The sequence below is a fragment of the Gordonia humi genome (genome assembly GCF_014197435.1).
GTDB classification, from domain to species: domain Bacteria; phylum Actinomycetota; class Actinomycetes; order Mycobacteriales; family Mycobacteriaceae; genus Gordonia; species Gordonia humi.
This window is the reverse complement of sequence record NZ_JACIFP010000001.1, coordinates 1,210,381-1,225,402: the sequence shown is the minus strand read 5'-3', so window position 1 is coordinate 1,225,402 and position 15,022 is coordinate 1,210,381. Positions and strand designations below refer to the sequence as shown.

Here is a 15,022-nt window from a genome sequence, read left to right as displayed (position 1 = left end):
ATCACCCGGGTACGTCAGGTGTGGGAGACCGCGTCGCCGTCAGCGACGAGCCGGAATCAGCGCCAGCTGACGCGACTGCGCGACGACGGCGCCCGTCGAATCGACGACCAGGTGGTCCTCGTTGAACATGCCTTCGCCCACCTCGTGCGTCGACGCCTGGTAGCGCAGCCACCCGGGTGCCGGCACGCGCCGCAGGTACGACGTCAGCTGGACGGTGGGCGCCCAGCCGAACATCCCGAGGTTCATCACCACCGGGGGCGAGATGTCGCAGACCAGCACCGGGAAGTCCAGCCCCATGGTCGCGGGCTGATCGGCCGGATCCTTGGCTCGAACCCAGCCGCGGAGCACCGGATCGCCCTTCTCTCCGCGAGCCACCGCGAAAGTCGTGCCGTCGAGCACGGCGTCGAGTGCGGGGCTCAGATGCATGACCTCGCCGATCGGCGAGTCGGCGACGCCGATTCCGTTCTCGTCTGGTTCCACGGGCAGGTCGTCGAGGAGCCCCGGGCGGCGGTATCGGACCTCGCCGGAGTCCATCCGGCCGAGCGTCGCCGTCGACGCCACCACGGTACGACCGTTCTGACTCACGTCGACTCGCGCCAGATTCACTGTGCGGCCTCGCTTGACGATCGACACCTCGACCTCGACGTCGGCCGGATCGGGTGCGGCGAGGTAGTCGCTGGCGATCGCGATCGTGGTGACTCCGTCCAACGACGCCGGGTCGGTGTCGGGCCCGGACAGATCGCGCAGTCCGATGCGGGCCGCGTGCGCGGCGATCATCTGCACGCTGCCGCCGTGCACCTTGGGACCGATGGTGAAGATCGGATCGATGTGCGCACGGTATCGCGCCGCCGAGTCGGGCGCGTCGATGCGCGTCAGGTCGAGCAGATCGGCGAGGGCGGTCACGAGCGGTCCTCCAAAAGGTCGCGGTGCAGATGGGTGCGTGCGAACTCGAGCGAGCGGGCGAGCATCGCCGCCCGCTCGTTCTTGGTCCGCGCCGATGTGGTATGCACCTCGAGCACCACCGTGCCGTCGAAATCGCTCGCGGCGAGTCGGTTGCACACCTCGATGCAGGGCTGCGTACCGTCGCCGGGGATGAGGTGCTCGTCGTGGGCCGCGCCGGTGCCGTCGGTCAGGTGCAGGTGTCGAAGGCCCGCTCCCATGCGCGCGGCCATCGCGAGCGCATCGTGGCCCGCAGTGGCCACGTGCGACAGGTCGAGGGTGTAGTTGTCGTAACCCGTGACCGTCGGATCGATCGGTTTGCCGAACGCCGACGCACTGGTGCCCGGCCCGCCGCCGCGTCGTCGCATGCGTTGCGCAGCGGTCTCTCCGCCGCCGAACAGGCGGTCCGCGCGCATCGGGAACATGTTCTCCACGGCCACCGAGACATCCGAACCGGCCTCCAGTTCGGCGACGAGGTCGTCGAAGGCGGCGACGTAGTCACGTTGCCAGCGAAACGGCGGATGCACGACGACGGTCGACGCGCCGAGATCCTCGGCGGCCTGTACCGAACGCACGAGTTTGGCCTTCGGGTCCCGGCCCCACACGCGCTGAGAGATGAGCAGGCACGGCGCGTGGATCGACAGGACGGGCACCTGATACTGCTGCGACAGATACGCCACATGTGCGATGTCCTGGCTCACGGAGTCGCCCCACACCATGAGTTCGACCCCGTCGAAGCCGAGGTCCGCCGCGTAGCCGAACGCCGCCTCGGTGTTCTGCGGGTACACGGAGGCCGTAGACAGGCCTATCGGGATGGGGAACCGCAATCGGGACAAGGCGCGCTTCTACGGTTGCGCCGCGAGGAGGACCAGTGGTCCGATGGTCACCAGCATGCCGACGGCCAGGGCGAGCAGCGTGGTCGCGAGGTCCCGCTTGCGGAGCAGGTGCGCGAACGTCACGATCGCGAAGATCACCACGATGGCCAGGATCAGCGCCAGATACACATAGCGCTTCCAGAGTTCGGTGAATCCCCAGAACAGACCGGCGCCGACGGCCAGACCGAGGACCAGCTCGCCGACGAACGCCAACCAGCCGAGTGCCGCCGACGGCTCGGACTCCGTCTCGGAGTGGTCCGCGTCCTCGGTGTCGGCGGCGAATACGTCCGCCTGCTCGGCCGACTCGGCACGGTCCTCGACGACGTCGGCCGACGATTCGGCCTGTTCGTCAGCGGCTTCGGCCTGCTGCTTCTCGGCTCTCTTCGCCGCTTTGCGCTCGGCCCTGGCCGCTTTGCGCGCGGCCCGACCGGTCAGCTCCGGCTCGTCCTCATCGGCGTCGTCGGCGGTCGCGACGGCCGCCGCGCCGCCGACACCGGCGAACGCCGCGGTCCCCGCGAGAGCGGCGGTCGATGTCTCCGCGTCCGCATCGTCCGGCTCGGCGGCGGGCGCCGCTTCGTCGACGACGGGTATCGACGCGGTGTCGGTGAACGGCGACGGCTCGGGCGCCGTCGCCGATCGGACGACGGTGGTGGTCTCCTCGGCGGCCACCGTGCGGTATTCGGTGGGCGGCAGGTCGTAGGCGATGAGGTCGTCGGCGTCGACGGCGCGCAGACTTCCGGTATCGGCATCCGGGTCGTCGGATACGACCGGGATGATCCCGGTGACGACGTTGGCCTCCGGCCCCGCGGGCGGGGTGTACCCGGGCATCCCGCTCGCACCGATCACACGCGGCGGCTCGGGCGGCGCCTTCGGCGCGGCGTAATCCGGCATTCCGGAGGCGGTGGCGCCGGAGGCGGAATGGGCGTCGCCGCCGGATCGACGCACCGACATCGACGCCGATCGCGGAAACGCCGTGTCGTCTTCGGATCGTGCGATCAGCTCGGACACGGTGATCGGCTTCGACTCGGGCTCGGACTCGTCCGCCATGGGGTGGCTCCGTTCGTGCGTCTCGTCAGTTGGTTGTCATCGCGCCTGCGGGCTCGTTGTCGAGGCGGCGCAGAATGACCCCCTCCCGCAGTGCCCACGGACAGATATCGAGTGTATCCACACCGAGCGCGCGCATCGCAGCCTCGGCGATCAGCGCGCCCGCCACGATCTGCGGTGCACGGTCGGCGCTGACCCCTTCGAGCTCGGCACGGTCGGCGGTCGTCATCCGCGAGATGAACGCGGTGAGCTGGCGCAGACCGCTCACGGTGAGCGTGCGCTTGACTCGCGGTCCCGCACCGGACGGCGCCGCGCCGGTCAGCCGCGCAAGCGACCGGAAGGTCTTCGACGAGCCGACCGCCAGATCGGCCTTGCCCGCGGCCCGCAACTGCTTCGCGGGCTCCTTGAGCTCGGCGTCGAGCCAGTCGCGCAGCACGGACACACGTCGGCGGCTCGGCGGATCGCCCTGGAGCCACTCGCGGGTCAGGCGTCCGGCGCCGAGCGGCAGCGACAGCGCGACATCGGGCTCCTCGTCGACGCCGTTGGACATCTCCAGGCTGCCGCCGCCGATGTCCAGGGCGAGGATGCGGCCCGCGCTCCAGCCGTACCAGCGGCGCACGGCGAGCGAGGTGAGTCGCGCCTCGTCGATACCGTGCAGCACCTCGATGTCCAGGCCCGATGCGTTCTTCACCTTGCGGAGCACATCATCGCAGTTGGTCGCATCGCGGACGGCGGAGGTCGCGAACGCCATGATCTGTTCGCACCCGGACGAGTTGGCGATCCGAGTGAACTCCTCGGTCGTGGCGACGAGCGCCTTCGCGCCGGAGTCGAGCATGCGGCCCGTGTCGTCGATCTCCTCCGCCAAGCGCAGCACCGCCTTGGTCGAGCTCATCGGATTGGGGTGACCGCCCCGATGCGCGTCGACAACCAACAGGTGCACGGTATTACTGCCCACGTCGAGCACTCCAAGTCGCACCGGTTCAAACTACTCGGGTGTGCACGTCGGCGCGAGTCAACGACTACGGTGGACGCGCATCGCCGAGAGGAATCCCCGTGTCGTCACAGCCCCAGCAGCCCTCCCCCGCCCCAGAGGTCGGTCTCGACTTTCCCCGGGAGTGGTACGAGTTCGTCGATCCCACCGACCCGGAACATGTGATCAGTGCCGACTTGACCTGGCTTCTGTCGCGTTGGACATGTGTGTTCGGCACTCCGGCGTGTCACGGCATCGTCGCGGGTCGAGAATCGGACGGCTGCTGCACGCACGGCGCGTATCTGACCGATGAGGAGGACCGCGACCGGCTGGCCGCGGGTGTCGCGATGCTCACCCCGGACGACTGGCAGTTCCATCCGGAGGGCTCGGCCGACGATCCGCTCGGCCCGGGCGGCTACCTGGAGGAGAACGAGGACCTCGACGGCGAGCCCGCGTTGAAGACCAGGCTGCACGACGGCGCGTGCATCTTCTTGAACCGTCCGCGGTTTCCGGCCGGTCAGGGCTGCTCACTGCATTCGACGGCCCTGCGCAGGGGATTGGAGCCGCTGACGGTGAAGCCGGAGGTGTGCTGGCAGCTGCCGATGCGCCGCGAGCAGGACTGGGTCGACCGCCCGGACGGCACCCAGATCCTCAAGACGACGCTCACCGAGTTCGACCGACGCGGTTGGGGCGAGGGCGGCCATGATCTCGACTGGTACTGCTCGGGCTCCCCCGACGCCCACATCGGCGCCACTCGGGTCTTCGAGTCCTACCGCCCCGAACTGGTCGAACTCATCGGCGAGGCGGCCTACGAGGTCCTGGCCGCCGCCTGCCGTCGCCGGAGCGAGCTCGGACTGATCGCCGTGCACCCGGCGACCGAGGCGGCGACGTCTCGGGCGGAGAAGGATCTGAAATACGAACAGATGCAGGGTGCCGGAGCATTGGGAGGCCACTGAAGGAGGCCACTGCGCCGCGGGTCGGGACCTCCCTGCCGGCGGCGGCGTCGTTCAGCGCCGTCCCCGCCGATCACGGCTCGAACTTGTACCCCAGTCCGCGCACGGTGATCAGATGCCGCGGCGACGACGAGTCGGGCTCCACCTTGGAGCGCAGACGCTTCACGTGGACGTCGAGCGTCTTGGTGTCGCCGACGTAGTCCGCACCCCAGACGCGGTCGATGAGCTGGCTGCGGGTCAACACGCGGCCCGAGTTGCGGAGCAGGTATTCGAGGAGGTCGAACTCCTTGAGCGGCAACGTCAGCTCGTCACCGCCGACGCTGACCGTGTGGCGCTGGACGTCCATGCGGACCGGTCCGACCTCGATGACGCCGATGGCGGCGTCCTCGTCGTCGGCGACGACGCCGCCGCGGCGCAGGACCGCCCGGATGCGCGCGATCAGCTCACGGGCCGAGTACGGCTTGGTCACGTAGTCGTCGGCGCCCAGTTCGAGGCCGACCACCTTGTCGATCTCACTGTCGCGAGCGGTCACCATGATGACGGGCGTCGCCGACTTGGCGCGGATCGACTTGCAGATGTCGGTGCCGGAGACTCCGGGCAGCATCAGGTCGAGCAGGACGATGTCCGGATTGATGCGCTCGAATGCGGGCAGCGCCTGCGCTCCGTCATTGACGATGCTCGCCTCGAAACCCTCCTTGCGAAGCAGGAAGGCCAACGGGTCGGCCAGCGATTCTTCGTCTTCGACGATCAATACATGCGTCAACGCGACTGTTCCTCTGCTTGGTCCGGGGCCTGTTCGACAGGTACGTAGAGGCTGAACGTGGAGCCGGTCCCCGGCTTGCTCCACAGCCCGATGTGTCCGCCGTGGCTGGCTGCCACGTGTTTGACGATCGCCAGACCGAGACCGGTGCCACCGGTGGCACGCGATCTGGCCTTATCGACACGGTAGAACCGCTCGAAGACTCGTTGCTGATCGGCCGGTGCGATGCCGATGCCGCGATCGGTGATCGCGATGCACACCATGGGGCGGTCGTCGATCACGACCTTCTTCCGGCTCACCGACACGACGTCGCCCGCGGGCGAATGGTTGATCGCGTTCACGAGGAGATTGCTGAGCGCGGTCAGCAGCAGGGTCCGGTCGCCGGGCACGACGAGCCCGCTCGGCTCGTCGACGACCAGGTCGATCTCGGAGACCTCCGCCGACACCCCGGCACCGCCCACGGCGTCGTCGATCAGCGCGTCGACGTCGACCGGCACCAGATCGGCGACGCTGCCGTCCTGCAGCTTCGACAGCCCGATGAGTTCGTTGACGAGCGATCCCATCCGGGTGGCCTCTTTGAGCACTCGGCGACCGAAGTGCTCGACGGCGCGCGGATCGTCGCGCGATTCGAGCATCGCCTCGGCCATCAGACTGATCGCCCCCAGAGGCGTCTTCAGCTCGTGGGAGACGTTGGCGGCGAAGTCGCGCCGGGTCGCCTCCACCCGCTGATTGGCCGAGTCGTCGTCGCCGTAGACCAGTACGTAGCGCTCACCGTGCAGGACGGCCAGACTCGCCACACAGCTGACCATGTCGACCGGGCGCGGCACCGCGCGGCCCGCGGAGACGAAGCCGAGCGACGAATGCGGCGGCGCGAAGTCGAATCGCCGGTCTCCGCCGGTCGACAGCACCTCCGCGACGCCCTCGGCGATCGCATCGGCGAGGACGCCGCGGACCATGCCGAGTTCGACCGCTCGATCGTTGAACATGACGACGGCGTGGAACTCGTCGACGACGACGATGCCGGTCTCGGCCTTCGCGACCATCAGCGTGAGGAGATGGTCGCGCGTCACATCGGACGCGTCCATCGAGTCGAGGGAGCCGCCGTCGACGCGTGCGGGGCCGAACCGCCCATTCGTCGCGGCACCATCTATCAAGCGGTCACCGCTGGTCTCGGACACAGCCGAAATCTTACGGTCACCGCCTGGAGTTCGCAGCTTGGGCAGCCAGTCTTCGTCCGTCATTCACGTCCGGTCAATGTCGGTTACCCGGACATGAACTCCCGGTTGACCGGCGGCGCGTCGCACATCACGAGGCGACGAGGTCGGAGTACTCCGGATGCTTGTCCAGATAGCTCACGACGTACGAGCAGACCGGCACCACGCGGCGGTCGTTCGCGCGCACGTCGTCGAGCACCTGTCGTACCAACTCGGCAGCGAATCCCCTACCGCCCCAACGATCGAACACGACCGTATGAGTCAAGGCGAGGTTGTCGCCGTCGGTCGTGTAGTCGATGTACCCGACCTCGACCGCACCCATGTCGTCATCTGCGAGGTCAGCGCGGTAGCGCTCCTGCTCGGCCAGATGTGTCACCGAAATCGTCCCGTCAGCCATGCTTCCAATGTAGCCGAGGTCACAGATCGACGCACCGATTGCATCCGCGACATCGACCGCGCATACATCACAGTCTGGACACGAGACGACGATCGCCCGCGAGTCCGGCGGCTGCTGCGGCGGCCCCGGTCTGCGGGCGATCGTCGGATCGGTCGGTCGCTACTTCTTCTCGCCCTGTGCGGCGACGGCGGCGGCGCCCGCCGCGGCGGCCTCCGGGTCGAGATAGACCCCGCCCGGGGTGATCGGGCGCAGGTTCTCGTCGAGGTCGTAGCGCAACGGGTTGCCGGTCGGGATGTTCAGCCCGGCGATGTCCTCGTCGGAGATGCCGTCGAGGTGCTTGACCAGCGCGCGCAGCGAGTTGCCGTGCGCGGCGACGAGGACGGTCCTGCCTGCGCGCAGGTCGGCCTCGATCGTCTCCGTGTAGTACGGGATGAACCGCCTGACCACGTCGAGCAGGCATTCGGTGAGCGGCACGTCGATGCCGTCGTACCGCGGGTCGCCGACCTGGCTGTATTCGGCGTCGGCCGCGATGGCCGGCGGCGGGGTGTCGTAGCTGCGACGCCAGAGCATGAACTGCTCGTCGCCGTACTTGGCCTTGGTTTCCGCCTTGTTCAGACCCTGGAGCGCGCCGTAGTGGCGCTCATTGAGGCGCCAGTCGCGGACCACCGGGATCCAGTGGCGGTCCGCGGTGTCGAGCGCGATCTGCGCGGTGACGATCGCGCGACGCAGCAGCGAGGTGTAGAGGACATCGGGAAGCAGGTCGTGCTCCACCAGGAGTTCGCCCGCGCGGACCGCTTCGGCGCGGCCCTTGTCGGTCAGCGCGACGTCCACCCAGCCGGTGAACTGGTTGGACGCGTTCCATTCGCTCTCGCCGTGACGCATCAGAATCAGGGTGCCGTTGCTCATGGTGGCTAGTTTCCCATATCGACCCGATGGCGGTGCTCGGACTCCGATGCGCCCGGGGCGCGTGACCGCGACGTCCGCTCGCTGCCGCGGCGCCGTGTCGACGGCAGAGGGCCGAACCGGACGCGGCAGCCGCCGATCGGTGACGAGCGGCGATAACGGTCGGCTATAGGGGGATTCAGCGGCGACCACTACCGGCCGGTTTCGATCGGCCTTAAGGTCGACGCCGCCGACGGTCCACGTCGGCTTCGTCTCGAAAGGCTTCGGAATGCCCGTCGCATCGACTGCCATGCAGGTCACCGCGCGAGGTGGCCCGCTCACCCGTCAGACGGTGCGGGTAGACGACCCGCCTACCGGATGGGTTCGCGTCGAGGTCCGCGCATGCGGCGTCTGCCTCGCCGACGTCTCGACGATGCGCGGCACCGGCGGCCATCCCATCACCCCCGGTCACGAGATCGCCGGAGTCGTCACCGCGGTCGGCGGCGGCGTGCTCGACAGACAGATCGGCGATCGGGTGGCGGTCGGCTGGTTCGGCGGCAGCTGCGGCCGCTGCGATACGTGCCGGCGCGGCGACGTCGCGCATTGTGCGCACCGTCGGCTCACCGGGGTGGATCACGCCGGCGGCTGGGCGGAGACGGTCACCGTTCCCGCGGATTCGGTGGCCGCCGTCCCCGACGGCATGGATCTGGCACATGCTGCGCCGATGGGCTGTGCCGGCGTCACGACATTTCTCGCGGTCCGGGACGCTGGGCTCCGCCCGGGCAGCACGGTGGCAGTGCTCGGCATCGGCGGGGTCGGTCACCTCGCGGTGCGGTTCGCGGCGGCGATGGGGCATCGCGTGATCGCGCTCGCGCGCGGACCCGAACGCGCCGACCTCGCTCGCGAGCTCGGAGCCGACGACTACCTCGACGTGAATGAGAACGAAGCCGGTGCGGCGTTGCGTGATCGAGGCGGCGCCGACCTGATCGTCGCATCGGCGCCGACCACCGGGCCGGTCACCGAACTGCTGCGCGGGCTCGCCGTGCGCGGACGGCTGACCATGCTCGGTGTCGACGGCGGAACCGTGGACGTCGCGGCCGCACGCTTGGTCGCGAACTCGCAGATCCTCACCGGCAACCTCCCCGGTGGACCGCGCGACATCGAAGACGCCCTGACGTTCGCGCACCGAAACGGCGTGACACCGATGATCGAACGTATGCCGCTCGATCGGGCCGAGCAGGCGGTCGAGCGGATCACCGCGGGCCGGGCGCGGTTCCGAATCGTCCTCGAACCGGCGGGCGCCCCGTGAGCCGCGACTATGACGTAGTCGTCGTCGGCGCGGGTGTCGCGGGCCTGACGGCCGCGCACTCTCTCGTGCGGGCGGGGAGGTCGGTGCGCGTCCTCGAAGCGCGGAACGCGGTCGGTGGTCGGATGCGGAGCGTCGACCGGTCGGGGCTGCACATAGACCTCGGTGCCACCTGGTTCTGGCACAACGAGCCGCAGGTCGTCGCTCTGCTCGACTCGCTCGAGTTGACCGCGTTCGACCAGGCGATCGCCGGAGACGCCGTGTTCGACACCCCTGATTCTCCGCCGCGGCGACTGTCCGGCAATCCGATCGACGTCCCGTCGTTCCGATTCGGCGACGGCGCGCAGAGCGTGCCCGTCGCCCTGGCCGATCGGCTCGGCGACGACGTCGTGTCACTGGCGAACCCGGTCCACCGGGTCGAGATCGACGGGGACCGGGTCGCCGTGCACGCGGCCCGGGGACGGTTCGGTGCACAGCACGTGGTCGTGGCGGTGCCGCCCCCGCTCGCTGTCGAGACGATCACCATCACTCCCGATCTCGACCGTTCGGTGGCGAGTGTCGCGGCGTCCACCGCCGTGTGGATGGGACAGACGGTCAAGGCCGTCGCCGTCTACGACGAACCGTTCTGGCGGCAGGCGGGGCTCGCGGGGTCCGTGTTCAGTCATCGTGGACCGTTTCGCGAGATCCACGACCACAGCGGGCCCGGGAGCGGCCCCGGCGCCCTGTTCGGCTTCGCGCCGTCGACCGCCTTCCGTGACGGCGCCGACATTCCCTCCGCGTTCATCCACCAGCTGACGCGAGTCTTCGGTGAGTACGCGGCCAGACCACTCGACGTGGTGGCCGCCGACTGGCGGCGGGAGCGGTTCACCTCGCCGGCGGCCGCGGCGCCGCGAGCGGGAACCGCGTCGTACGGCCACTCTGTGTTCCAGGCACCCGTTCACGGTCGACTGCATTGGGCGGCCACGGAGACGGCGACCGCGTTCGCCGGACACGTCGAGGGCGCGATCCTCGCCGCTGCCGCGGCGGTCGACCGGATCGAGAGAGCGATCTCCATGATATAACCTCCGGTTATGGTCGATCCTCTTCGCGGCGACGCGCTGCGCTACGTCCAGGCGGTCGCGCGCACCGGCTCGTTCAGTGCGGCCGCTCGCTCCTGCGGAGTGTCGCAGCCCGCGTTGTCGAACGGCGTCGCCCGCCTCGAAGATCACCTCGGGCATCGACTGTTCGACCGCTCGACCCGGGGCGTACGACTCACCGCCTTCGGTGCTCGACTCCTTCCACGCGTCGACGCCGCGCTGGTCGCGCTCGACGACATCACGGCGGAGACGCGCCGCTGGGCCGCGCCGACGGACGCCGACATCCGCCTGGGCGTGTCACCGCTGATCGGCTCGGATCTGATCGGCCGAACCCACGGTGCGGTGTCCACGGTCGGCGATGCCGCCCAGCATCTCGTCCTGCACGAGGCGAATGTCGCCGACCTGCTCGTCGCGCTGCGAGCGGGCGACCTCGACCTGCTCATCGTGCCGTCGGTCGGCCCGTTGCCGGGCTACGAGCATCGGATCGTCGGTTCCGAGCCCGTGGTCGTCGTCGAATCGTCGCCGCCCGACGACGGACCGGTCGACCTCCGCGATCTGACGGATCAGAGCCTGATCCTGTTGCCGGACACGTGCGGACTGACGACGTTCACCCAGGACCTGTTCACCTCGCACGGATTCCCGGTGAACCGGTACCGGGGCGAGGCGTCGTCGTATCGCGTCCTGGAGGAATGGGCCAATCTGGGCTTGGGCAGCGCGATGATCCCCGAATCCAAGCTCGCCTCGTCGACCACGCGGCGACGGCGCGTCCACGACGACAACGGCGAAGTCGAGATCTTCTACGCGGCGATCTGGGATCCGAGCACGGCGAAGTCCGCGGAGTTGCGCTCGGTGGTCGACCTGCTCACGGAGTGAGAACACCCTCGGATCAGGCAATATAACGCCTTGCTATATGCCGATACATCGGGGCCGGCTACCACCGCACGCACAGGGGCCCTATCGTTCGCTCGGGTCGGTGACACTCGCCGCCGCAGTCAGTGAAGGAGTGCGTGTGAGAACGCCGCCGAACCGGTCAGCCGACCACACCGAGAGGATCGGCGGCGACCACGCCGTCGATGCCAGTCGCCTACAGCGCCGCACCATCCGCGTTCTCGTCGTCATGCAGATCGTCGGCACCGTCGGCGTCGGCATCGCTCCGTCGATCGGCATCCTCCTTGCCGAAGTCGTCACCGACAGTGAGACGTGGGCGGGTCTGGCCCGCACCACGAGCACGTTGGGTGCGGCCCTGTTCGGTCTTCCACTGGGCGCGTTGGCCGCCCGGTTCGGTCGCCGCCACGCGCTCGCCTCCGGGTGGTGGACTGCCGCCGCGGGCAGTGCGCTGCTCGTCGTCGCCGCACAGTTCAACCAGGTGACACTGCTGTTCTGCGGACTCCTCCTGATCGGTTCCGGTTCAGCGGTCAGCCTGCAGGCACGTTTCGCCGCCACCGACCTCGCGCATCCGCACCACAAGGCCCGCGCACTCGCCCTCATCGTCTGGGTCGGGACGGTCGGGTCGGTCCTCGGTCCCAATCTGGGTGTTCCCGGCGAAGCCGTGGGCGACCTCCTCGGTGTCAACGTCTACGCGGGGGCCTTCCTCATCGCCGCGGTCTGTCTGGCGCTCGCCGGTGTCGTCGTCTTCGTCTGGCTACGACCGGATCCCTACCTGGTGGCGACGCGGAGTGCGGGCGCACCCGGTCCGGCGCCGAGTCGTAAGGGGCGTTTGAGCCGCGCGTGGAACGAGATCCGGACCAACCCCACGGCACGGTACGCCGCACTGGCGATCGTCACCGCCCAGATCGTCATGGTCGCGGTCATGACGATGACCCCGGTCCACATGACTCATCACGGCGATTCGATCACGCTGGTCGGCGTCACCATCAGCCTTCACATCCTCGGCATGTACGCATTGTCACCGGTGGTCGGCTGGTTGGCAGACCGATGGGGCCATCGCGCGACCATCGCCGCGGGAATCGGCGTCTTCGTCGTCTCGCTCGTCGTCGGTGCGCTCGATCCCGGTAGCACGACGGGGATCATCGTCGCGTTGATTCTGCTCGGCGTCGGATGGTCGTTGGTGAACGTCGCGGGGTCGGCGCTGTTCAGTCTGTCGGTGACCGCGACCGACCGCGCCACGGCTCAGGGCGGCATCGACGCCATGGCGAACCTGTGCGGAGCGGCCGCGGCGTTCGCCGCCGGCCCCCTCCTCGCGGTGTCGAGCTTCGGCACGCTGTCGCTGTGCGCGATCGTCGTGCTGGTACCGCTCGGAGCGTTCACGGTCGGTCGGGCCCGCCGCATGGGAGGCACGCCGTAGCCCTCACCGGACGTCGACTGCGCCGCTACTTCTTCAGATCCTTCCGCAGGATCTTGCCCGACGCCGACTTGGGCACCTCGGTGATGAACTCGACGGCGCGGATCTTCTTGTACGGGGCCACCCGATCCGCGGTGAACGCCATGACCTCGTCCTCCGTGAGCTCCGCGCCGGGCTGAAGTACGACGAACGCCTTCGGAATCTCCTCACCGTCGGCGTCGTTCACTCCGATCACCGCGGCGTCGGCGATCTGCGGATGGGTCAGCAGCAGTGCCTCGAGTTCGGCGGGCGGCACCTGATAGCCCTTGTACTTGATGAGTTCTTTGAGCCGGTCGACGATCGTGACGCAGCCGTCGTAGTCGACGGTCGCCATGTCGCCGGTGCGCAGCCAGTGACCGTCGACGATGGTCGCGGCCGTCGCCTCCGGGTCGTTGAGGTAACCGAGCATCACGTTGGGACCGCTGACCCACAGTTCACCGGGGGCCGACGCGCCCTCGCTCGGCGGATCGACGTCCTCGCCCGTGGCCGGATCGACGATGCGGTTCTCGGTGTTCGGGATCGGCCAGCCGCACGATTGGAGCGACGCGACGCGCCCCATGGTCTTCTCGCCGCCGTCGAACGGGATCACATGACTCACCGGCGACAGCTCGGTCATCCCGAAGCCCTGCAGCATGCGCAGGCTCATACGCGTGGCGACGGCGTTGCCGAGTTCCTCGTCGAGCGGCGCGGCACCGGAGACGATCGTGTGCAGCGACGACACGTCGTACTCGTCGACGATCGGATGCTTGGCCAGGGCGACGGCGATCGGCGGCGCGATGAACGTGTAGGTGACCTTGTGCTTCTGGATGTTCTCCAGGAATGCGACGAGGTCGAACCTCGGCATGACGACGAGCTTCGCTCGGGCTTCGAGGGCGGCGTTGAGCAGCACGGTCATCCCGTAGATGTGGAAGAACGGCAGCACGGCGAGAACCACGTCGTCGTCGGCGAAGCCCTGGATCGGCTTGACCTGCGACACGTTGGCCACCAGATTGCGGTGGCTGAGCATGACGCCCTTGGGATTTCCGGTGGTGCCCGAGCTGTACGGCAGCGCGGCGATGTGCGACGCCGGGTCGAAGGACACGTGCGGAGCGGGATGCCCGGCCCCGAGGAGCTCGGCCCCGCTCGGGTGCCCGGAGGCCGCCGAGCCCTCCCCGTCGAGGATCACGACATCGGCGTCGGCGATGCCCACCGAGTGCGCGGCCTCGAGTGCCTGCGGCGCCATCATCGAGACGGTGACGATCATCCGCGCCTCGGCCGCCCGCAGCTGCTTGGCGATCTCGTTCGCGGTGAACAACGCGTTGAGGGTCGTCGCCGTCGCACCCGCGCGCAGGATGCCGTGGAACACGGTCGCGAATACCGGGGTGTTGGGCGAGAGGACCGCCACCACGTCGCCGACGCCGATGCCCCGCGCGGCCAGCGCACCCGCGGTCGCCTCGATCTGATCGGCGAGCTGCCCGTACGACGTCGTCGCATCCGTCATCGCGTCGACGAGCGCGATCCGGTCGCGGTCACCGTCGTCGAGGCCGCCGAACAGGAACTCGTGCACGGACAGGTCGGGGATGTCGACGTCGGGGAACGGCGATGCGAAGCTCATGCGGACTCCTTGGACGTGGATGCTCATCGGCGAAACTACTGGAATCGGCGTCGCCGCGCTCGCCGATCCGCGTACGCGCGCCTACGGAGTCGGCGGCTCGCCCACGTCGCTCAGACCGGTGCCTTCGGCCAGCGGAGCGATCTCCGGCAGATCGTCGGGATCGATGAGGTGCGCGAACGCCTCGAGGTTCTTCATCGGCTCGCCGCGGGCGGTGCGCCAGGCCCATTCCCGTTTGATCGAGGTGAGGAAGCCGATCTCGAGGATCTGGTTGAAATCGCCGTCGGCGGCCTCCAGAACCTGCCCCAGGACACGGTCCACCTCGTCACGGGTCACCGCTTCGGCGGCGAGACGTCCGACGAGGTAGATGTCGCCTGCGTTGTCGAGCGTGTACGCGACGCCGTACAGACGCCGGTTCCGTTTGAGCAGGTACCGGTAGACCGCCTCGAACGCCTCGTCCGGGCGTCGGCACACGAACGCTTCGACGCGGACTCCGTGGGTGCCCGCGGTGAGCAGGACCGTCGTCTTCAGTTTGCGTTCGCCCGGCAGTTCCACCACCAGGTGCTCGGATTTGGCGCCGCCGGAGGACTTGCGCGCATAGTCGATGCCGGCTTCGTCGAGGGCCGCGCGAAGTCGCGCGGAGTAATCGGTGGTCACAGGAGTCTCCATTCGGC

15 protein-coding genes are annotated in these 15,022 nt (G+C 68.8%); 5 read left to right on the top strand and 10 right to left on the bottom strand.

Going from position 1 to position 15,022, the window contains the following annotated elements; translation table 11 throughout:
* Window positions 1–39 precede the first annotated feature (39 nt).
* From BKA16_RS05575 to BKA16_RS05560, 4 genes are read right to left on the bottom strand one after another with little or no spacing between them, the layout of a single operon-like run.
* Window positions 40–903, bottom strand: a complete 864-nt coding sequence (locus BKA16_RS05575) for an acyl-CoA thioesterase domain-containing protein (RefSeq protein WP_183369727.1) — start codon at window positions 901–903, stop codon at window positions 40–42.
* Entirely contained in the window at window positions 900–1,775 is an 876-nt protein-coding gene (locus tag BKA16_RS05570; RefSeq protein ID WP_183369726.1) for a sugar phosphate isomerase/epimerase family protein, read from the bottom strand. Before BKA16_RS05570 ends, BKA16_RS05575 begins: the two co-directional genes overlap by 4 nt.
* A 9-nt stretch (window positions 1,776–1,784) precedes the next feature.
* On the bottom strand, window positions 1,785–2,861 hold the full coding sequence (locus BKA16_RS05565) for a GtrA domain-containing protein (RefSeq protein ID WP_183369725.1): 1,077 nt from the start codon (window positions 2,859–2,861) through the stop codon (window positions 1,785–1,787).
* Window positions 2,862–2,886: 25 nt separating this feature from the next.
* A complete protein-coding gene (locus BKA16_RS05560) occupies window positions 2,887–3,834 on the bottom strand; it encodes a Ppx/GppA phosphatase family protein (protein ID WP_183369724.1) in 948 nt (315 codons plus the stop codon).
* A 77-nt stretch (window positions 3,835–3,911) separates the two neighbouring features.
* On the opposite strand from BKA16_RS05560, the gene BKA16_RS05555 reads away from it, so the two are divergent.
* Entirely contained in the window at window positions 3,912–4,784 is an 873-nt protein-coding gene (locus BKA16_RS05555) for a DUF3109 family protein (RefSeq protein WP_183369723.1), read from the top strand.
* A gap of 70 nt (window positions 4,785–4,854) precedes the next feature.
* Here BKA16_RS05555 and BKA16_RS05550 read toward each other — a convergent pair whose 3' ends face one another.
* The 4 genes from BKA16_RS05550 to BKA16_RS05535 all read right to left on the bottom strand — a co-directional run bounded on the left by BKA16_RS05550 (window position 4,855) and on the right by BKA16_RS05535 (window position 8,058).
* The gene (locus tag BKA16_RS05550; RefSeq protein ID WP_183369722.1) at window positions 4,855–5,544 is read right to left on the bottom strand and encodes a response regulator transcription factor; all 690 of its coding nucleotides are present in this window, start codon (window positions 5,542–5,544) and stop codon (window positions 4,855–4,857) included.
* Entirely contained in the window at window positions 5,541–6,719 is a 1,179-nt protein-coding gene (locus BKA16_RS05545) for a sensor histidine kinase (RefSeq protein ID WP_387996633.1), read from the bottom strand. The genes BKA16_RS05550 and BKA16_RS05545 overlap by 4 nt, the downstream gene beginning before the upstream one ends.
* Window positions 6,720–6,846: 127 nt before the next feature.
* Window positions 6,847–7,152, bottom strand: a complete 306-nt coding sequence (locus tag BKA16_RS05540) for a GNAT family N-acetyltransferase (protein ID WP_183369720.1) — start codon at window positions 7,150–7,152, stop codon at window positions 6,847–6,849.
* A gap of 159 nt (window positions 7,153–7,311) precedes the next feature.
* Window positions 7,312–8,058, bottom strand: coding sequence for a phosphoglyceromutase (locus BKA16_RS05535; protein WP_183369719.1), 747 nt, complete (start codon window positions 8,056–8,058; stop codon window positions 7,312–7,314).
* Between the two features lie 265 nt (window positions 8,059–8,323).
* On the opposite strand from BKA16_RS05535, the gene BKA16_RS05530 reads away from it, so the two are divergent.
* From BKA16_RS05530 to BKA16_RS05515, 4 genes are all read left to right on the top strand, one after another.
* Window positions 8,324–9,343: an alcohol dehydrogenase catalytic domain-containing protein gene (locus BKA16_RS05530; protein ID WP_183369718.1), complete on the top strand. Its 1,020-nt coding sequence runs from the start codon at window positions 8,324–8,326 to the stop codon at window positions 9,341–9,343.
* The gene (locus tag BKA16_RS05525) at window positions 9,340–10,401 is read left to right on the top strand and encodes an FAD-dependent oxidoreductase (RefSeq protein ID WP_183369717.1); all 1,062 of its coding nucleotides are present in this window, start codon (window positions 9,340–9,342) and stop codon (window positions 10,399–10,401) included. Before BKA16_RS05530 ends, BKA16_RS05525 begins: the two co-directional genes overlap by 4 nt.
* A 9-nt stretch (window positions 10,402–10,410) precedes the next feature.
* Entirely contained in the window at window positions 10,411–11,289 is an 879-nt protein-coding gene (locus BKA16_RS05520) for a LysR family transcriptional regulator (protein WP_183369716.1), read from the top strand.
* Window positions 11,290–11,425: 136 nt separating this feature from the next.
* Window positions 11,426–12,721 carry an MFS transporter gene (locus tag BKA16_RS05515; protein ID WP_343067290.1) on the top strand — a complete coding sequence of 432 codons (1,296 nt, stop codon included), beginning with the start codon at window positions 11,426–11,428 and terminating at the stop codon, window positions 12,719–12,721.
* Between the two features lie 25 nt (window positions 12,722–12,746).
* Here the strand turns inward: BKA16_RS05515 and BKA16_RS05510 are convergent, their stop codons facing one another.
* Window positions 12,747–14,351 (bottom strand): 4-coumarate--CoA ligase family protein, encoded by a 1,605-nt coding sequence (locus BKA16_RS05510; RefSeq protein WP_183369715.1) that lies wholly within the window; start codon window positions 14,349–14,351, stop codon window positions 12,747–12,749.
* A gap of 81 nt (window positions 14,352–14,432) precedes the next feature.
* The gene (locus tag BKA16_RS05505) at window positions 14,433–15,017 is read right to left on the bottom strand and encodes a type III secretion system chaperone family protein (RefSeq protein WP_183372918.1); all 585 of its coding nucleotides are present in this window, start codon (window positions 15,015–15,017) and stop codon (window positions 14,433–14,435) included.
* Window positions 15,018–15,022 lie beyond the last annotated feature (5 nt).